Annotated in this window: 18 protein-coding genes and 1 pseudogene; 10 read left to right on the top strand and 9 right to left on the bottom strand. The window is 69.0% G+C overall.

All coding sequences use genetic code 11. The features are described from left to right. Nucleotides 1-13 precede the first annotated feature (13 nt). Together Q9R17_RS10300 and Q9R17_RS10295 are read left to right on the top strand one after the other, a co-directional pair. Nucleotides 14-523 carry a hypothetical protein gene (locus tag Q9R17_RS10300; RefSeq protein ID WP_308154552.1) on the top strand — a complete coding sequence of 170 codons (510 nt, stop codon included), beginning with the start codon at nt 14-16 and terminating at the stop codon, nt 521-523. An 86-nt stretch (nt 524-609) separates the two neighbouring features. Then, complete coding sequence (locus Q9R17_RS10295; protein WP_308154551.1) at nt 610-1,161, top strand: queuosine precursor transporter; 552 nt, start codon at nt 610-612, stop codon at nt 1,159-1,161. A gap of 470 nt (nt 1,162-1,631) precedes the next feature. Here Q9R17_RS10295 and glnE read toward each other — a convergent pair whose 3' ends face one another. Then, nucleotides 1,632-4,427 (bottom strand): bifunctional [glutamate--ammonia ligase]-adenylyl-L-tyrosine phosphorylase/[glutamate--ammonia-ligase] adenylyltransferase, encoded by a 2,796-nt coding sequence (glnE, locus tag Q9R17_RS10290; RefSeq protein ID WP_308154550.1) that lies wholly within the window; start codon nt 4,425-4,427, stop codon nt 1,632-1,634. Nucleotides 4,428-4,872: 445 nt separating this feature from the next. On the opposite strand from glnE, the gene Q9R17_RS10285 reads away from it, so the two are divergent. Beyond that, nucleotides 4,873-6,387: an acetyl-CoA hydrolase/transferase family protein gene (locus Q9R17_RS10285; protein ID WP_308154549.1), complete on the top strand. Its 1,515-nt coding sequence runs from the start codon at nt 4,873-4,875 to the stop codon at nt 6,385-6,387. A 92-nt stretch (nt 6,388-6,479) separates the two neighbouring features. Here Q9R17_RS10285 and Q9R17_RS10280 read toward each other — a convergent pair whose 3' ends face one another. The 6 genes and pseudogenes from Q9R17_RS10280 to Q9R17_RS10255 form a co-directional block, all read right to left on the bottom strand. Beyond that, a complete protein-coding gene (locus Q9R17_RS10280; protein ID WP_308154548.1) occupies nt 6,480-7,841 on the bottom strand; it encodes a VOC family protein in 1,362 nt (453 codons plus the stop codon). Nucleotides 7,842-7,971: 130 nt separating this feature from the next. Further along, on the bottom strand, nt 7,972-8,460 hold the full coding sequence (locus Q9R17_RS10275; protein WP_308154547.1) for a hypothetical protein: 489 nt from the start codon (nt 8,458-8,460) through the stop codon (nt 7,972-7,974). Nucleotides 8,461-8,491: 31 nt separating this feature from the next. Then, the gene (locus Q9R17_RS10270; RefSeq protein WP_308154546.1) at nt 8,492-9,244 is read right to left on the bottom strand and encodes an HAD family hydrolase; all 753 of its coding nucleotides are present in this window, start codon (nt 9,242-9,244) and stop codon (nt 8,492-8,494) included. A 91-nt stretch (nt 9,245-9,335) separates the two neighbouring features. Beyond that, nucleotides 9,336-9,746, bottom strand: coding sequence for an EF-hand domain-containing protein (locus Q9R17_RS10265; RefSeq protein WP_308154545.1), 411 nt, complete (start codon nt 9,744-9,746; stop codon nt 9,336-9,338). A 228-nt stretch (nt 9,747-9,974) separates the two neighbouring features. Beyond that, nucleotides 9,975-10,346, bottom strand: coding sequence for a hypothetical protein (locus Q9R17_RS10260; RefSeq protein ID WP_308154544.1), 372 nt, complete (start codon nt 10,344-10,346; stop codon nt 9,975-9,977). 178 nt (nt 10,347-10,524) lie between these two features. Next, a pseudogene (locus Q9R17_RS10255) lies at nt 10,525-10,735 on the bottom strand (hypothetical protein); the annotation flags it as partial. Nucleotides 10,736-10,818: 83 nt separating this feature from the next. On the opposite strand from Q9R17_RS10255, the gene Q9R17_RS10250 reads away from it, so the two are divergent. From Q9R17_RS10250 to Q9R17_RS10225, 6 genes are all read left to right on the top strand, one after another. Then, the gene (locus tag Q9R17_RS10250; protein WP_308154543.1) at nt 10,819-11,226 is read left to right on the top strand and encodes a hypothetical protein; all 408 of its coding nucleotides are present in this window, start codon (nt 10,819-10,821) and stop codon (nt 11,224-11,226) included. 56 nt (nt 11,227-11,282) lie between these two features. Beyond that, nucleotides 11,283-12,725, top strand: a complete 1,443-nt coding sequence (locus tag Q9R17_RS10245; protein WP_308154542.1) for an SH3 domain-containing protein — start codon at nt 11,283-11,285, stop codon at nt 12,723-12,725. Beyond that, nucleotides 12,722-13,819: a dipeptide epimerase gene (locus Q9R17_RS10240; RefSeq protein WP_308154541.1), complete on the top strand. Its 1,098-nt coding sequence runs from the start codon at nt 12,722-12,724 to the stop codon at nt 13,817-13,819. Before Q9R17_RS10245 ends, Q9R17_RS10240 begins: the two co-directional genes overlap by 4 nt. Nucleotides 13,820-13,878: 59 nt before the next feature. Next, entirely contained in the window at nt 13,879-14,643 is a 765-nt protein-coding gene (locus Q9R17_RS10235; protein WP_308154540.1) for a L,D-transpeptidase family protein, read from the top strand. Further along, nucleotides 14,640-15,941 (top strand): amino acid permease, encoded by a 1,302-nt coding sequence (locus tag Q9R17_RS10230; RefSeq protein ID WP_308154539.1) that lies wholly within the window; start codon nt 14,640-14,642, stop codon nt 15,939-15,941. The genes Q9R17_RS10235 and Q9R17_RS10230 overlap by 4 nt, the downstream gene beginning before the upstream one ends. Before the next feature lie 90 nt (nt 15,942-16,031). Then, the gene (locus Q9R17_RS10225; RefSeq protein WP_308154538.1) at nt 16,032-16,376 is read left to right on the top strand and encodes a hypothetical protein; all 345 of its coding nucleotides are present in this window, start codon (nt 16,032-16,034) and stop codon (nt 16,374-16,376) included. A gap of 44 nt (nt 16,377-16,420) precedes the next feature. On the opposite strand, the gene yiaA is transcribed toward Q9R17_RS10225, so the two are convergent. Then, a complete protein-coding gene (gene yiaA / locus Q9R17_RS10220) occupies nt 16,421-16,873 on the bottom strand; it encodes an inner membrane protein YiaA (RefSeq protein ID WP_308154537.1) in 453 nt (150 codons plus the stop codon). Between the two features lie 165 nt (nt 16,874-17,038). Here yiaA and Q9R17_RS10215 point away from each other — a divergent pair, with 165 nt between their 5' ends. Next, nucleotides 17,039-18,223 carry a PQQ-dependent sugar dehydrogenase gene (locus Q9R17_RS10215; protein WP_308154536.1) on the top strand — a complete coding sequence of 395 codons (1,185 nt, stop codon included), beginning with the start codon at nt 17,039-17,041 and terminating at the stop codon, nt 18,221-18,223. A 45-nt stretch (nt 18,224-18,268) separates the two neighbouring features. Here Q9R17_RS10215 and Q9R17_RS10210 read toward each other — a convergent pair whose 3' ends face one another. Further along, complete coding sequence (locus Q9R17_RS10210; RefSeq protein WP_308154535.1) at nt 18,269-18,883, bottom strand: hypothetical protein; 615 nt, start codon at nt 18,881-18,883, stop codon at nt 18,269-18,271. Between the last annotated feature and the right edge of the window lie 54 nt (nt 18,884-18,937).

Below are 18,937 nucleotides of genomic sequence, written 5' to 3'. Positions count from 1 at the left end.
CAAGGAGACTGCGATGAACCTTCGTTTTTCCGCCTGCACCGCCGCCGTGCTGCTGGCTGCCACCACGGCCCTGGCCCCCACCACCCATGCCGGTGAAATGAACAGCAGCGAGGCCAGCATGGTCATCACCTCGGTGATCGTCGTTTCGATGCCGCTGGCCATGTCGGCACGGATGTTCGAGTACTCCACCGCGGCGTCGCAGGGCAAGGACACGCCGGCCACCCCGGAACGCACCAAGGCCGCCGAGCTGCCGCCGATGGAAGTCACAGCCGTGGAAGACCGCAAGGAAGGCGGCCGCCAGGTGCAGCTGCAGGTCCCCGGCCATGCCGACCAGACCGCCACACTGAAGTGGCCGGCGGTGACCGGGCAGGACCCGGCAGCGGCGTTCGCCGTGGGCCAGACCGTGCACTTCAGCCCCACCCCGGCCGGTTCCGGCTGGACGGTGCGTGACACGGCCGACACGCCGCTGGCCTATGTGCCCACGGCCTACGCGGCCAACGACAACACCACCGCCACCTGGTGACCCCGGCCGCTGCCTGAACGGCGCCGGTGGCCCCGGCGCCGCTGCGGGCGGATAATGCGCGGTCCCCACACCTCCCCCGGCTCGCCATGCCTGTGCGTCCTTCCCCTGTGTTTGCCCCGCTGACCGCGCGTGCGCTGGTGCTGGCGGTGCTGGCCATGGGCGCGGTGGTGCTGGGCTCCAACGTGCTGGTGCAGTACCCGATCAACGACTGGCTGACCTGGGGGGCCTTCAGCTACCCGGTCGCGTTCCTGGTCAGCAACCTGATCAACCGCCGCTTCGGCCCCGGCCCGGCGCGCCGCGTGGCATGGGCCGGCTTCGCGGTGGCGGTGGTGCTGTCGGTCTGGGTGGCCACGCCGCGCATCGCGGTGGCCTCGTGCTCGGCCTTCATCGTGGCGCAGCTGCTGGACATCACCGTGTTCGACCGCCTGCGCCAGGGCAGCTGGTGGCGCGCACCGATGGTGGCCACCACCTGCAGCGCCACGGTGGACACCACGATTTTCTGGTCGATCGCCTTTGCCGGCTCATCGCTGCCGTGGCTGAGCTGGGCCGCCGGCGATCTGGCGGTGAAGCTGGCGATGGGCATCTGCCTGCTGGCCCCGTTCCGCGCCCTGCTGTGGAAGATGGCCCCGGCGCGGTAACACCGTGGTGCGGCACCGATCACCAGGGTAGAGCCACCCCATGGGTGGCTGCGCGGTGCCTACCCAAAACAGCCACGCATGGCGTGGCACTACACAAACGCCAGACCCGCCTGCTGTAGAGCCACCCCATGGGTGGCTGTGCGGTGCCTACCCAAAACAGCCACGCATGGCGTGGCACTACACAAGCGCCAGACCCGCCCCCCGCTGTAGAGCCACCCCATGGGTGGCTGCGCGATGCCTACCCAAAACAGCCACGCATGGCGTGGCACTACACAAGCACCAGACCCGCCTGCTGTAGAGCCACCCCATGGGTGGCTGCGCGATGCCTACCCAAAACAGCCACGCATGACGTGGCACTACACAAGCGCCAGACCCGCCCGCTGTAGAGCCACCCCATGGGTGGCTGCGCGGTGCTCGCCGGGTGCAGCCACGCATGGCGTGGCGCTACACACGCTTCGTTCTGCTGCGGATTACCCGAATGCCAACCCGGCCGTGGCGCAGGCCGCGCTGATCGCTGCGCAGGCCTGTTCGATGGCCGGGGTGGTCGGTGCCAGCCGTGGACGGCGGTCCAGCGTGCAGGCCAGGCCGACCTCCAGCAGCGTGGCATGCGCTGCGTGCAACGCCTGCGCCGTGCGCTCCGGCAGGAAACCGGCATCGGCCAGTGCATCGATCAGCGCCGGGGTGGCGCGCGGCGGCAGCAGTTCGGGGTGCTGTGCAGCACGATCGAGCACGCCGGTCTGCAACAGGAATTCCATGTCCACCACACCGCCGGCACCCTGCTTCAGGTCCAGCCGCGCGGCATCGCTGCGGTCCAGTTCGGTACGCATGCGCGCACGCATCTTCAGCACGTCGGCATACAGCGTGTCGCGGTCACGCACGCGGCCCAGCGTCTGCGCGCGCACCTGCTCGAAGTCGGCCAGCAAGGTGGCATCGCCGGCCACGCCGCGGGCGCGCACCAGCGCCTGGTGTTCCCAGGTCCACGCGCGTTCGCGCTGATAATCGGTGTAGCTGGCCAGCGAAGACACCAGTGCGCCCTTGCCGCCATCCGGGCGCAGGCGCACGTCGATGTCGTACAGGCGCCCGGCGGCGGTGACCGCACCCAGCAGCGCCATCACCTTCTGCGCCAGCCGCGCGTACCAGCGCCCCGGTTCCAGCGGGCGCGGGCCGTCGCTGGCGTCCACATCGGCGGCGTGGTCGTGCAGGAACACCAGATCCAGATCCGAGCCGAAGCCCAGTTCCAGCCCGCCCAGGCTGCCGTAGCCGATGATCGCAAAGCGCCCACCGGGAATGTCGCCGTGCGCGGCACGCAGGTCGGCCTCGGCCATCGCCAGCACGGTCACCACCACCGCCTGGGCCAGTTCGGCCAGTTGGCGGGTGCTGTCAACCGCGCCCTGGCGGCCGTCGAGCGTGGCCATGGCCATGCGGAAACTCAGCGCCAGGCGGATCTCGTTGAGCCAGCGCAGCGCGGCTTCCGGGTCATCCACCGCCAGCACCTGCTGGCACTCGGCCAGCATGGCGGCCGCATCGGGCATCGGCCCGGACACGCGTACGTCCAGCAGTTCATCCAGCAGCAGCGGATAGGCCGCCAGCCGTTCGGCCAGCAGCGCGCTGCGCGCCAGCACGTCCACCAGCCGCGCCAGTGCGCTGGGTTGTTCGTCCAGCAGCGCCAAATAGCTGGTCCGGCGCAGCACGGCCTGCAGCAGGCCCAGCACGCGCTTGAGTGCGGCGTCGGCCTGCGGTGAGCGCGTGGCGGCGTGCAGCAGCGCCGGCAATACGCGGTCCAACCGCGCACGCGCCACGTCGGACAGCGATTTGACCCCCAGCGACTGGGCGAAATCGCGCAGTGACTGATCCGCGCCGCCGGCATCGAGGAAGCCGGCCTCGGCCAGTACCTGCGCATCGCTGCCTTCGGGCAGGCTGCGCCAGTAGTTGGCCAGCGCGTCCGGTGCAGCCTGGCCCTGGCGCGGGGCCAGCAGCGCGCCGAATTCGGTACTGACCCGCGCCTGCTGTTCGGCCAGGGCTGCACGCAGCACGTCCCAGTCCGGGTAGCCCAGGCCGACGGCAATGCGCTGGCGGTCCAGCGCATCGGCCGGCAGCACGTGCGTCTGTGCATCGCGCAGCATCTGCAGGCGGTTTTCCAGCCGGCGCAGGAACAGGTAGGCCTCGCGCAGCGCAGCGCCGTCCTCGGCGGCGATCTGGCCCCCCTCCACCAGCGCCGGCAGCGCCACCAGCAGGCGACGTTCGCGCAGCGCCGGCTCACGCCCGCCACGGATCAGCTGCAGCGCCTGGCACAGGAATTCAATCTCGCGGATGCCCCCCGCGCCGCGCTTGATGTCCTCGTGCAGCTCGCGGCGCGCGACTTCGGCGGTGATCGCCGCCTTCATCTCGCGCAGGCCATCCAGTGCAGTGAAATCCAGGTAGCGGCGGTAGACGAACGGGCGCAGCGTCTGCAGCCACGCTTCACCGGCGGCGGTATCGCCGGCCACCGCGCGCGCCTTCAGCCAGGCATAGCGTTCCCAGTCGCGTCCTTCGCGCTGGAAGTACTGGTCCATCGCCGCGAAGGACAGCGCGACGCGCCCGGCCGAGCCGAACGGGCGCAGGCGCAGATCCACGCGATGGCTGAAGCCATCCACCGTGGTTTCATCCAGCAGCTTGGCCAGGCGCTGGCCCAGGCGCGCGAAGTATTCCTCGGCTGCCAGCGGGCGGGCACCATCGGATTCACCGGCCTGCGGGTAGGCGTAGACCAGATCGATATCCGAGCTGAAGTTCAGTTCTCCCCCGCCCAGCTTGCCCAGGCCGAACACCACCAGTTGCTGCGGCTGCCCCTGCGCATCGCGCACCACGCCGTGGCGCTGCGCGAATTCCTGGGACAGCGCCGCCAGCGCCAGCGCCAGGCACTGCTCGGCCAGCAGGGTGGCCCCGGCCAGGGTCTGCGGCACATCATCCAGCCCTTCCAGATCACGCCAGACCAGGCGGGTGGACATCGCCGCACGCCAGCGCCGCAGGTGCGCCGGCCAGTCGCTGGGCTGCAGCGGGTCCAGCACCGGTGCCGGCAGCGGCGGGCAACCGGGCGCGGCCAGCTGCGCCAGCAGGCCGGGCTGGCGCACCAGGGTATCCAGGGCGAAATCACTGGCGATGGCCAGGCGGGTGACTGCCGGCAGCCATTCTGTCGGGATCGGCTCGGGCAGCGCCTGGGTCAGGCGGGCCAGTGCACGCTCGACGGTGGGCTTCAGGGCGGCGGGCAGTTCAGCGGGAGCGAGGGTCATGCGCTGATTCTCGCGGCGCCGGATCGCTTTGCCAACGCCGGCGCGTTGCTGCGGCCGGTGTGGTAACGGAAAGGCCGGTAGTGCCGTCATTGGCAGCGCTCGGCTGCCCTGCCACCGCGTGGCCCTGACCGTCAGGCAATAAAAAAGCCCGCTTGCAGCGAACTGCCAGCGGGCTCTGCTCCCTCCCCCACGTCGGGATGCAGGGCCATCGTGCGGGGTCTGGCGGCGGTTTGCACGCTGCACTGCAAAACAAAATCCCATGCCCCGAATTCAGGATACGCAGCGGCCGCCGGGCGTATGTCCGCCACGCCCGGCGGAGAATGTCCTGTGATATTCCCCGATGGCCACCCACGCCCCCCCGGTGGCCGCCATCCCACCAAGGTAGAACACCCCACCGTACGGTGCATGGCGGATAATCCGGTTTCCCCCATGAAACAGTGTCCTCATGTCTGTTGATCGCATCGCCAACGCGCGTCTTCGCGACCGCGTGGTCTCTGCCGAGGCCGCCGCCGCGCTGATCCAGCCCGGTGAAACCGTGGCCATGAGCGGCTTCACCGGTTCGGGTTATCCCAAGGCCGTGCCGGTCGAGCTGGCCCGTCGTATCGAGGCCGTGCATGCCCAGGGCCAGCCGTTCCAGATCAAGCTGATGACCGGCGCGTCCACCGCCCCGGAACTGGACGGCGCGCTGGCCAAGGCCGATGGCATCGCCATGCGCATGCCGTTCCAGAGCGACCCGGATGCGCGCAACCGCATCAACGAGGGCAAGCTGGATTACATCGACATCCACCTGAGCCATGTCGCCCAGCACGTGTGGTTCGGTTTCTATGGCCAGATCGACACGGCGGTGATCGAAGTGTCGGCCATCCGCGAGGATGGTTCGCTGGTGCCCTCCACCTCGGTGGGCAACAACAAGACCTGGCTGGACCTGGCCAAGAAGGTGATCGTCGAGGTCAACGAATGGCAGCCGGCCGGCGTGGACGGCATGCATGACATCTACTACGGCACCGCGCTGCCGCCGCACCGCAAGCCGATTCCGCTGGTCAACGCCAATGACCGCATCGGCGATACCGCGCTGCGCTGCGACCCGGACAAGATCGTGGCGGTGGTGCGCACCAACGGCCCGGACCGCAACAGTCCGTTCAGCCCGATCGATGCGACCAGCGAGCAGATCGCCGCGCACCTGATCGACTTCCTCAAGTACGAAGTGAAGCACGGCCGCCTGCCGCCGAACCTGCTGCCGCTGCAGTCGGGCGTGGGCAACATTCCCAACGCGGTGCTGGCCGGCCTGGCCAGGAGCGGTTTCCGTGATCTGACCGCGTTCACCGAGGTGATCCAGGACGGCATGCTCGACCTGCTGCGCGACGGCGTGCTCAGCCATGCCTCGTGCACCGGCTTCGCGCTGAGCCCACAGGCCAATGAGACGTTCAAGCAGAACATCGATTTCTACCGTGAGCGCATCATCATGCGCACGCAGGAAATCTCCAACCATCCCGAGCTGGTGCGCCGCTTGGGCTGCATCGGCATGAACGGCATGATCGAGGTGGACATCTACGGCAACGTCAATTCGACGCACGTGATGGGCACGCGGATCATGAACGGCATCGGCGGCTCGGGCGACTTCGCGCGCAACGGCTTCCTGTCCGCGTTCCTGAGCCCGTCCACGGCCAAGGGCGGCACCATCTCGGCCATCGTGCCGATGGCCAGCCATGTGGACCACACCGAGCACGATGTGTCGGTGATCGTCACCGAACAGGGCCTGGCCGATCTGCGCGGGCTGACCCCGCGCAAGCGCGCGCAGGTGCTGATCGACAACTGCGCGCACCCGGATTTCCGCGCGCAGCTGCAGGACTACTTCGACCGTGCCAGCCGCGAAAGCTACGGCAAGCACACCCCGCACCTGCTGCCCGAAGCGTTGTCCTGGCACCAGCGCTGGCTGGATACCGGCACGATGAAGGCCTGATCTCCGGTTCGCCGGGCAGGGCCCGGCGCTGCCGGCTTCCGGTGGGTGCGGACCTTGGTCCGCACCCACCACACGCACCCAAGCGGTGCCGATCAGGTGCGGAGCGCCGCCAGCGAGTCGGCCTGCAGCTGCGCGTAGATCTCGAACTCGTCATTCACCGCCACGCCCAGCGCCTGCTCGAAGGCCTCGCGGTTGGCCTGCGCCGCATACGCGCGCTGTTCTTCGCCGCCCAGGTTGGACTGGAAGATGCCCGCGGCGCTGACCGGCAGGAAATCCTCGTAGACAATCGGGTCGGCCGTGGCCAGGCCGCTGGCCACCAGCACCTCCGCCGGCAGGTCGGCCACGCGCGCGGGGTCGGCGCGGCCGGCTTCGGTCAGCTGGTAGCGGTAGAACCCCAGGCCCTCCTGGCGCAGGGTGTCATGGTCATCCGGGAACGCGGCGAACACCGCCTGCAGGCGCTGCCCATAGTCGCCACCGGTGCTGCCTGCACCGCCCGTTTCGCGGGCCTGCGACAGCAGCTGATCGTACAGCGCGCGGCCCTTGCGGGTCAGCGCCAGGCCGCGCTGTTCGATCTCGCCGAAGCGCGCGGTATGGGTGCCGGCATCGCCGCCCTGTCCATCAGGGAAGTGCACGGCCTCTTCCAGCGCCTTGAAGCTGGTCTGCCGCAGCAGGATCGGACAGGCGCGCCGCGGTGGGCCTTCGATCACCGCCTTGGCCGCCATGCCCTGCTCGATCATCGCCACCTGTGCGGCATCGATATCCAGCGTGCGCGGGGTGAGGTGGTTGATGTGCGGGCCACGGAAGCTGACCACGTCGGCGATCAGCCGGTGGGCGTCGTGCAGGGCGTGGTAGGTGGGCAGGTCCACGGTGGCATCGCCGTGCCAGCGGAAGGTTTCCAGCGCACCAGCGACGAAGCGCTCGGCATCGGCCTGCGACAGCCCACCGTCACGCTCGGCCTGTTCGATCAGCGCCAGCGCGTCGTCGGTGAAGATGCGGCGGCGCGCGAGGATCTGCGCGGACTGCGCGCGCAGCGCTTCGTCTTCGATCAGTTCCAGGCGCAGCAGCGAGGTGAACACGCGGAACGGGTTCTGCGCCAGCGCCGCGGCGGTAAGCGGGCGGAACGCGGTGGAATGCACGGGCACGCCGGCCACCGACAGGTCGTAGTAGCCCACCGGGTACATGCCCATCACCGCGAACAGGCGGCGCAGGGTCGCCAGCTCCTCCACCGTGCCGACACGGATGGCGCCGTGGCGTTCCTCATCCAGGCGGGCGCGCTCATCGTTGCGCTGCAGCTGCGCGGCCAGTACCGGGTCGTCGGCCAGCACCTGCGCGTTGATGCGCTCCACCAGCTCCACCAGCGTGCCGTACAGCGGCACTTCGGTGCGGTACATGCGGGACATGGCCTGGGCGAACAGGCGACGGATCACATCAGGCGAAACGAAAGGGGCGCTCATCAGTCACTCGATTACGGGAACGGGGAACAGCCAGAACCGGTATTGTCGCCGGAGCGCGCGGCGGCGGCGATATGCAGAGCAACATGGGAACCGGTAGCGCCCGGTCATGCCCGGCGGGCGCACGCACGCGTCATTTGCCCAGCTGCCGCTTCAAGGTGGCATCCAGGCTGATCGGCCGGTCCCAGTGGCCGAAGCTGGCCACCACGGCATGGCGCACCGCGCGCAGGTGCAGGTTCTGCGGCTTCACCGGCAGGCGCCGGACCACCGCCTCCCAGCCACCGTCGGGGTCCTGGCTGAAGGCGCGCACGCTATCGCGGCAGCTCTGGCCGCTGGCCTTGGCCCAGAAACAGGCGAAGTAGATATCCCCGGCCTGCCAACCGTGGCTGTACAGCAGCGCGGCCACGTAGCCGCGCGACACGCCGCTGTAGCGCGCCACCTCATCCAGGAAGGCATCCGGGTAGCGCTCGGCGTAATGGTTGATGTCGGCCAGCTGGGCATCCAGCCAGGCATCGCCGGTGTCCACCTGGTAGGCGTCGGAACGCTCGGCGGTCTGCTGGGCCGGCGCCAGGGCCGGCACCAGCAGCAGGGACAGCAACAGCGGTCGCAGCAGCAGGGCCATGTGCCGATTCTGCCGCAGCCGCCGTGCCCTGTCAGGCCGCCGCGGCGGCCTTGGCCTCGATGGTGGCCAGCGCAGCCGGCCAGTCCCAGGCGGTATCGGCGTTGACCATGCGCGGTTCATCGTCGGCCACACCATGCTGGGTCTCGTGCGCCCAGGTCACCGCGTACGGGGTATGGATGCCCCAGCCGCCCAAGGTAACCACCGGCTCGATGTCCGAGCGCAGCGAATTGCCAACCATCACGAAGCGCTCCATCGGCAGGTCGAACTCGGCCAGCACGCGGGCATAGGTCTGCGGGTCCTTCTCGGACACGATCTCGATGCGCGGGAACAGGTCGTGCAGGTCAGCGACCTTGATCTTGGCTTCCTGGTGGAACAGGTCGCCCTTGGTGATCAGCACCACCGGATACTCGGCGGCGATCTTCGCCACCGACTCGCGTACGCCCTCGATCAGCTCCACCGGGTGGCGCAGGGTGGCATGGCCGATGTCCAGGATGCGCTGGATGTCGCGCGCCTCGATGCGCTGGCCGGTGATCTCGATGGACGCTTCGATCATCGACAGCGCCATGCTCTTTACGCCGTAGCCGAACGTGCCCAGGTGGCGCTGCTGTACTTCCAGCAGGTGCCGGGCGGTCTGGGTATCGTGCACATCGATGTAGCGCGACAGCAGGTCCAGGTAATCCTGTTCAGCCTTGCGGTAGTAGTCCTCGCTCTTCCACAGCGTGTCGTCACCGTCAAAACCAACCAGGCCGATGGCGCGCGACGGCGCAGGCGTGGGGGTGTTCATCGGCCAAGGATACAGGCTGGCCGGTTGCGGAAAAAACCCGGGCGGCCGCAGCCGCCCGGGTTCCATTGGGCCCATGCGCCCGATGAACGGATCAGTTGCCCTGCGCGGCCCCGGCAGCGCCCTGCTGGGACTGCACGAACGCCTTGTACTCGTCCGGCGTCAGCTGGCCGTCCTTGTTGGTGTCGGCCTGGTCGAACACCTGGGCCAGGCCGGCGTTGACCTGGGCTTCGGCCTTGCTGATGGTGCCGTTGCCATCGGTATCGATGCTGGCCCAGGTCTGGCCGCCACCGCCGCCGTTGGCCTGCGCGGAAGCAGCGGCGGCCGAATCAGTGGCCTGGGTTGCGGCCTGGCCCGCCTGCGCAGCAGCCTGCTGCGCCTGCGCGGCCTGGGACTGTGCCTGCGCGGCCTGCTGCTGTGCGCTCTGCGCCATGGCCGGCAGGGCCAGCAGGCTGCCCGCGGCGATGACCAGGGCGATCAGGGGCTTGCGGTTGCGAATAGTCATCAGGTGGGTCTCCGTTGGGGTGGTGATGCGCGGCCTGTTGTGTCCGCACGGCACCCACCCTGCCACCGGTTTTGTGAATCGCTTTTGCGCTGCAACCGGCGCGAACACGCACGGTTAACCACCGAACGCCGTGCGTGCGTTAGCGCGGTTGTAAGCCATGCGTGAGCAGGGAGTAAGGCACGCATTCAATACGCGCGGATTTAACCGCACGCGAACGAAAAACCTGCGTCAGGCCTCGGTTTTGGACGATGAGCGCGAACTGAACACCAGCCACCCCAGCGCAACACCACTCAACGCACCGGCGATTTCCAGCACCACGCGCGAGCCGAGTTCGTTCGGGTCATGGATGGTGGCCAGGAACAGGCGCGCATACAGCGGCGATTCCAGCCGAACGATGCCCATGTAGAACAGCTTCCACGCATCCGTGCCGGCGGCGATGGCCACGGCGATCACGCACGACCAGCCGATGGCATGGCCGACCGACCAGCGCAGCAGGCGGCACAGGTGGTGCCACAGGAAGTACACCAGCAGCCCGACCAGCAGGGCGATGGCACCGGCTTCCAGGGTGCCGAGCAGGCCGAAGTGCAGAGGAAGGTTCATGCGGGTGGGCAGTTGGGAGGCGGTAATGAGTGTAAGGGTATCGGCAGGGCTTGCAGCCCTGCACCTGCCCAATGCGACGGCAACGTCAAAGGCAAGAGCGGCATTCCGTGGGATGGCGGGCAGTAGCAACTGTCTTGTCAGGGGCTGCGTCAACAGATGGGCCATCTGTGCCAGCACCCAGGTTGGAAGGCGCACGCTGGGAGTACCAGCGGGTGCCGTCGATATCCAGGTGTTCGATCGGGCCGAGCTGATCCCTGCGCGCGAGCTCGGCATCGGCCAGGTCGGGAACCCAGCGGCGTACGGCGGATTCCGCTGCGGCTTCGTCAGCAGCAGCGCGCACACAGGCCTGCGGCGGCAGGCAGACGCGGTTTGCGAACGGCCGGATCCACAGCGACACTTCCCCAGCACGGGTGCCAACGGCTGTGCAACACGGGCCAGACAGGGGGTAAGTTATTTATTCTTGATTTCGTAGATGAAAGGAATAAGCATTCCAAAACAGTTCGCCGACAACCGGAGCCCGTGCGGGATGGAACAGACTCACCTGCGTTGCCCCCAGTGCAGCGCGCCGTTCGTGCCGGACGCCGCAGGCCTTGCGCTGCTGCAGCAGTCCCGCGCCAAAGGCATGCGCCTGGTGATGATCGAGTGCACCCGCTGCGGCAGCTATGGCGATTTCGATCCACATACCGGTAAGCGCCCGCTGGCCAGTACAGCGGACGCAACACCGGCCATCCCCTGCCCGGAGCCCGGTTGCGACGGTCTGGTCAGCCATGTTGAAACCCTGCGCCCACCGATCTGGGGCTGCGGCCACTGCGGCACGGTCTGGGCCGACCGCGCTGCACTGGACGCGCAAATCGCCCAGCAGGCGCCGGCGACGCCGTAAAGGCCGGCGCGGGCCCCCGCCACATGTTCCAACGGATTCGATAGGGAGCGTTGCGCATGAATCAATCGCTCGCTGCACCTCGGCACTGGCCGCGCCGGTTCACTCTGGCCCTGTGCCTGCTGGCCGTACCGGCCTCTGCGCAGGCGCCGCAGGCACCTGATCCCGGCGCGCCGCTGCCGTATGTGATCGGCCTGCACGAGGCCTACCTGACCCCGCAGTACTGGGCCGCACGGCTGGACAACGCTGATACCCCCCTCCTGGACCGCACGCAGATCAACGCGCAGAACGCGCGTATGCGCACGCAGGACGCACACATCCAGGACATCGCCGCCCTGCCCCCGCAGCTGACCGCCGCGCAGGTGCGCGCCAGCGTCAGCGCGCTGTCGATCTGGCCGACATGGCCTCTCTATGACGACCGGGGCCAGCCCATCACGGCAGCGCTGCGCGCGTCGATCGAGGCCAACCTGGGCGTGGCGGCAATCGCCGCACAGGTAGCGCCGCAGTACGGCCTGGTAGTGAAGCGCGCTGCCTTGCGCACCTTCCCTACCGATACGCGGGTGTTCAGCACGCCGGGCGACACCGATATCGACCGCTTCCAGGAATCGGCGCTGTTCCCCGGCGATGCCGTGGCGATCATCCACCGCAGCGCCGACGGCCGCTGGCTGTTCGTGCACAGCCAGCGCTACAGCGCGTGGATCGACGCCGGTTCGGTCGCCAGCGGCGACAAGGCCACCGTGCTCGGCTATGGCACGCAGGGCCCCTACCGCATCGTCACCGGTGCGGTGGCGCACACTGCCTTCACCCCGGAAGAACCACGGCTGTCGCAGCTGCAGTTGGAGATGGGCGTGCGCGTGCCGGTGCTGGCCGACTGGCCGGCCGGTACCCCCGTGAACGGCCAGCAACCGCATGCCGGCTGGGTGGTGCAGTTGCCGGTGCGCGAGGCCGACGGTCGGCTGGCACTGCGTCCGGCCCTGCTGCCGCGCTCGCAGGACACCGCCCCCGACTACCTGCCGCTGACCCCGCGCCTGCTGCTGCAGCAGGCCTTCAAGTTCCTCGGCGAACGCTACGGCTGGGGCCACGACTACAACGCGCGCGACTGCAGCGGCTTCATCTCGGAAATCTACCGCAGCTTCGGCGTGCTGCTGCCGCGCAATACCGGTGCGCAGGCCAGCAGCCCGGCGCTTGACAGCCTGCCCTTTGGCGCCGGCGATGATACTGTCCACCGCGACCGCGCCGTGGCCGCCGCACAGACCGGCGATCTGGTCTACATCCCCGGCCATGTGATGCTGACGCTGGGCCACGTCGATGGCCGCACCTGGGTCATCCACGATGTGGCCGGCGGCAGCTGGCGCGACGGCGACGGCACGCACGTGCAGGCCCGCCTCAACGGCGTCTCGGTCACCCCGCTGGAGCCGATGCTGGCCAGCGACAGCGCGCGCTACATCGACCGCATCACCCATATCGTGCGCTTGCGCACCCCATTGAAAATCCGCGAATGAAGATCACCGCCATCGACCTGGGCATGCTGCGTGTGCCGTTGAAGACGCCGTTCAGGACGGCGCTGCGCACGGTGGACGCGGCCGAGAGCGTGGTGGTGGTGATCCGCACCGACAGCGGCCACACCGGCCACGGTGAAGCGGCCGCCACGGCGGTGATCACCGGCGATACGCACGGTTCGATCATCGCCGCCATCCGCCAGCACCTCGCGCCGTGCCTGATCGACCAGCCCGTGGCCGATCTCAACCGCTTGTGCGCGATGGTGCAGGGGGCGATGGAACGCAACACCAGCGCCAAGGCCGCCGTGGAGATCGCGCTGTACGACCTGTGGGCGCAGCTGCACGGTGCGCCGCTGTACCAGCTGCTGGGCGGCGGAACGCCCCGGTTGCGCACGGACATCACCATCAGCGTGGATACCGTGGACACGATGGTGGCGCAGTCGCTGGCCGCGCTTGATCGCGGCTACACGGCGCTGAAGATCAAGGTCGGCAAGGACATCCGCGAGGACATCGCGCGGGTGCGGGCGATCGACCGTGCCGTAGCCGGCCGGGCCACACTGCGCCTGGATGCCAACCAGGGCTGGACCGCCAAGCAGGCCGTGCAGGCGATGCACCGTCTGGAAGCCGATGGCATCGCACTGGAACTGCTGGAGCAGCCGGTGAAGGCCGCCGATGTGGCCGGGCTGGCCTATATCTGCGGGCGCATCGCCACGCCGGTGCTGGCCGACGAAAGCGCGTTCGGGCCGCGCCAGGCCATGGAGCTGATCCAGCGCCGTGCCGCCGACATCTTCAACATCAAGCTGATGAAGACCGGCGGCCTGTCCAATGCCCTGCGCATGGCCGATATCGCCGCCGTGCACGGTGTGCCGTGCATGATCGGCTGCATGATCGAGACCAGCATCAGCGTGGCCGCCGCCGCGCACCTGGCCGTGGCCCGCGCCGATGCGATCGGCCTGGTCGACCTGGACGGGCCGGCACTGTGCGCGTTCGATCCGGTCAGCGGCACCACCCGCTTCGACGACGCCGTGATCGAGATTGGCACTGGGCCCGGGCTGGGCATCGCCCAGGTGCACGGCGTGCAGTGGCTGCACGGTTGAAACGCCCCGCACTGCGGTAACGTGGCAGGCAGACGCCCAGCCCGCCCGGAGTACCCCCGATGAAAGCGCTGTTGCCAGGCCTTGCCGTTGCCGTGCTGTTGGCGGCCCTGCCCTTGGCGGTACGGGCGCAGGCACCGCTGGACGGTGCGCGGCAGCTGATCGTGGTCACCAGTGAGGGCTGGGACAGCACCGAGGGCCAGCTGCAGGCCTATGTGCGCAGGGGCCGGCAATGGCAGCGGCATGGCCAGGCCTTCAGCGTGGCGCTGGGCCGCAGCGGCAGTGCCTGGGGCCTGGGTCTGCACCCGGCCCAGGCCGAGGGCCCGCAGAAGCAGGAAGGCGATGGCCGCAGCCCGGCCGGCGTGTTCGCGCTCGGCAGCGCCTTCGGCTACGCCACCACCGCACGCAGTGGCCTGCCCTACCAACCGATGCTGGCCAGCAGCTACTGCATGGATGTGCCGGCCTCGCCGTACTACAACCGCATCGTCGATGCGCGCACGGTCGGTACGGCAGCCGTGGCCGGGTCCAGCGAACCGATGCGGCTGGACCTGCACGATGCCAGCGATATCCGCTACCGGCAGGGCTTCGTCATCGCCCACAACCCGCAGAACACGCCCGGGCGCGGCAGCTGCATCTTCGCCCACCTGTGGCGCCAGCCCGGCGAAGCCACCGCCGGCTGCACGGCGATGACCGCCGCGCACATGCAGGCGCTGCTGGCGTGGCTGCGCCCACGCGACACCCCGCGCTTCGTGCTGCTGCCGCGCGCCGAGTACCAACGCCTGCAGGCGCAGTGGCAGCTGCCGGCACTGACCGGGGATGCCCAATGAGCGCGCAGGACGAACCCCAGCTGCAGCGCGCGGTCAGCCGCTGGCAGATCGTCGGGCTGTCCATCAATGATGTGATCGGCAGCGGCATCTACCTGCTGCCGGCCGCCACCGTCGCCCTGCTCGGCCCCTTCAGCCTGTGGGGCGTGGTTGCCGCCGGCATCGTGGTGGCGCTGCTGGTGCTCTGCTATGCGCAGGCCGCCAGCTATTTCGATGAACCGGGCGGCAGCTACCTGTACGCGCGCGAGGCGTTCGGCCGTTTCGCCGGCTTCGAGATCGGCTGGATGATCTGGCTGACCCGCATCAGTTCGGCAGCGGCGTTGAGCAATGCGCTGGCCGATGCGGTGGCGCGCTTCTGGCCGTGGGCGGGCGCCGGGGCGGGCCGCCTGGCGGTGATCGTGCTGTCACTCGGCTTCCTGACCGGGGTGAACATCATCGGCGTGCGCTCGGCCGCGCGGACCGGCGTGGTGCTGGTGGTGGGCAAGCTGCTGCCACTGCTGCTGTTCGTGGCCATCGGCGCCTTCTACATCGACCCGCAGCTGGCCTTCTCCGGCCAGCGCCCGGACCCGCACGACCTGCAGCGCATGGGCGAGGCCGCGCTGCTGTTGCTGTACGCCTATGCAGGGTTCGAGAACATTCCCGCCGCGGCCGGCGAGTACCGCAACCCGCGGCGCGATATTCCGTTCGCGCTGATCACCATGATCGTCACCGTCACCGTGGTCTACGGCGCGGTGCAGGTGGTGGCGCAGGGCACGCTGGCGGGCCTGGCCGGTTCGGCCACGCCGCTGGCCGATGCCGCCGCAGGCTTCGGCGGCGAAGCGCTGGCGCTGATCCTCACCGTGGGCGCCACGATCTCCATCCTGGGCACCAACAGCAACACGATGATGATGGGGCCGCGCTTCCTGTTCGCGCTGGCGCGCGATGGTTACGGCCCGAAGATCCTGGCGCAGGTGCATCCGCGCTTCCGCACGCCGGCCGCGGCAATCCTGTGCCAGGGCGTGATCGCACTGGCGCTGGCCCTGACCGGTTCGTTCGTGCAGCTGGCGCTGCTGTCGATGACCACGCGCCTGTTCGCCTACATCGGTACCGCAGCGGCGGTGCTGGTGCTGGCGCGGCGCTTCGGTGACCGCCCCGGCGCGCTGAAGCTGCCGGGTGGGCCGCTGATTCCGGTACTGGCGCTGCTGCTGTGCCTGGCCCTGTTCATCAGCGCCAGCTGGCAGAACATCGCCGCCGCCCTGATCGCCTTCGCCGTGGGCGCGGTGATCTACCGGCTGCCACGCAAGGGCGACGACGCGGCCTGAACGGTTGACCTGGCAGTCACGCTGCCGGCCCGGTGCGTTCACCGCCGGGCTGGCACGCTGCAGACTCGTCCAAAAAACGGAGCCCGAACCATGAGCCCCGACTATCAGATCCCCGGCCGCGTGCCGCAGGACGGCGTTGCCCGCCAGGCCGTTTCCGATTTCTGGCGCACGCGTTATACCCACGAGCCGTATTACGACAACACGCGCTTCTTCGACGACTACGAGCCGGCGTACCAGATCGGCCACGCCGCCCATGCCGAGAACCGGGCACAGGCAATGATCCGCGCCTATGAGGACGTGGAACACGAACTGGAATCACGCTGGCATGCCGACCACGGCAAGAGCCGGCTGAACTGGGAACAGGCCCGCAACGCGGTACGCCGTGGCTGGGAGGAAGCCAGCAAGCTGGACCCGCACGTGCAGATCAACCGGTGATCATGCCGGGGCGGGTCCGCAGGATCCGCCCCGGCACGCAGACCTCAGTCCTGTTCCGGCAGCGGCGGCACCGCCGTGCTGCGGCGGTCTTCAGCACCACCGGCGGCGATCAGGTCACGGGTGTTCTTCTGCACCGCCACCGCGCCGAACAGCGACAGCGCGAAGGCCATGCCGTAGAAGCCCTTCTCGCTCAGCAGCAGCGTGGCGTTCCACAGCCCGACCAGCAGCAACAGCAGCGCCGACAGCAAGGCAAACCAGCACAGCGCGTAGTACAGGCCGCTGACCGGAATGCCTTCGACGCGGTCGCGCACGCTTTTCTGCAGGGACACGGCAGCGAACAGGCCGAACAGCAGCAGGGTCAGGTAATAGCCTTTCTCGTTCAGCGCCATCGGTGCGTTGAACAGGCCGATCAGGTAAGCCACCGCGCCCAGCAGCAGCGCCACCCAGGACGCGGCGATGAAGGCGGGTGAAGGCTTGTGGGCAGGGGCAGGTGTCATTCCGGTTCCTTGGCAGACAGGCGGGCAGGCGTGCCCGGGCGTGCCTACCCTAGTGCATTCGGCCCGCCCCGCCCAGCGTCAGGCAGGACCTTCGGGCCACGCCCCTCACCCCCCGGGTGGTATACAAGAGGGGTTGGCCATCCGCATCCCCGCATGGAGATACCCATGACCCGCAAGCCCTTGCCCCTGCTGCTCGCCCTCGGCCTGGTGCCGATCCTCGCCACCACCGCCTGCAGTGCCGCCGATCCGGCCGCCACCGCGGCAACCGACGCCAAGGCGACCGCCAGCACCGGCACCCACGCCAGCCAGCGCCCTTTCACTACCACCGAGGTCAGCCGCTTCGACCAGCCGTGGGCGATGACCTTCCTGCCCGACGGCAGCCTGCTGGTCACCGAAAAACGCGGCCGCCTGCAGCACCTGGACCTGGCCAGCGGCCAGAAGCATGAAATCACCGGCATTCCCAAGGTCGCCTACGGCGGCCAGGGCGGCTTCGGCGATGTGATCCTGCATCCGGATTTCGCCAACAACCGCGTGGTCTACGTCAGCTATGCCGAACAGGGCGACCTGGATACGCGCGGGGCGGCCGTGGCCCGTGCCACGCTGGCGCTGGACGCCAGCGGCGGCGGCACCCTGCAGGACGTCAACGTGATCTGGCGCCAGGTGCCCAAGGTCAGCGGCCAGGGCCATTACGGCCACCGCATGGCCTTTGGCCCGGATGGCAAGCTGTGGATCACCTCCAGCGAACGCCAGAAGTTCGATCCCGCCCAGGACATGGCCAGCAACCTGGGCAAGATCATCCGCCTCAACGACGATGGCAGCGTGCCGGCGGACAACCCGTTCGCTTCCCAGGGTGGGGTGGCCGCGCAGGTGTGGTCGCTGGGCCACCGCAATGCGCTGGGCATCGCCTTCGATGGCCGCGGCAAGCTGTGGGTGCACGAGATGGGCCCGGCCGGTGGCGACGAGCTGAACCTGATCGAGCGCGGCGCCAACTACGGCTACCCGATCGTCTCCAACGGCGACCACTACGATGGTCGGCCGATTCCCGACCACGACACCCGCCCGGAATTCAACGCACCCAAGGTGACCTGGACGCCGGTGATTTCCCCGGCCGGCTTCGTCATCTACACCGGCACTGCGTTCCCGCAGTGGAAGGGCAGCGGCTTCATCGGCGGCCTGTCCTCGACCTCACTGGTGCGGGTGGCCTTCGACGGCGACAACGCGCGCGAGGCCGAGCGCTTCAACATGGGCGAGCGCATCCGCGAAGTGGAACAGGGCCCGGACGGCGCACTGTGGCTGCTGGAAGACGGCAGCAACGCCCGCCTGCTCAAGCTCACGCCGAACGAAGCGTAAGCCATCACCGGGTGCAGCACACGGCTGCACCCGGGACCGGCAGCGTCAGTCCTGGATGGCGACGATGCCCACCTGCGGGTGCGCGCAGGTGTTGTCCGCACAGATGCCGTTGATCCACACCTGGCCCTTGCCCAGCATCACGCCCTTCCAGTTCACGAACAGGTCGTCGAACTTCTGCGCGGCGATGGCCTTGGCGATATCGGCGGTGATGATGCTGTCGTACTCGCGCTCGAACGCGGCGGCATCGGCGATCTTGCGTTCCTTGCCGCCCACGTTCACCCGCAGCGGGTAGATCGGCAGCGCGGCCACGGCCTTGGCATCGTTCGCGGCCACGCCCTTCTGCAGGGTGGTGAACACGGTTTCGTAAGGGGCCACATCGCCCAGCAGCTGGCCGATGCGCTGGCGTGCGTCACCCTGCGAGGCACCGTCGGCCGGGGCGTCGGCACCAGCCGGCGCCGCACCCGTCATCGGCGGCGGTGCACCGGTCATGGGCGGGGGCGCGCCGGTCATCGGGGCCGGGGCATCATCGGCAGCCGGGGTCGCCGTGGCGGACGCCTGCATCGGCGGCGGGGCATCGTTGGCCGCAGCCGCCGGCGGCGGTGCCGGCTGCGAACAGGCCGCCAGCAGGGCGGTGGACATCAGGATCAAGGGCAGGCGCATGGGACAGGCTCCGTGGACAGGTGCCCAGCGTAGCGGGCCTGCGCTCGCCCGGGT

This window comes from Stenotrophomonas sp. 24(2023) (genome assembly GCF_030913365.1).
In the GTDB taxonomy this organism is placed as follows: Bacteria; Pseudomonadota; Gammaproteobacteria; order Xanthomonadales; family Xanthomonadaceae; genus Stenotrophomonas.
The sequence above is the reverse complement of the archived record's forward strand: the minus strand, read 5'-3'. Positions and strand labels throughout refer to the sequence as shown.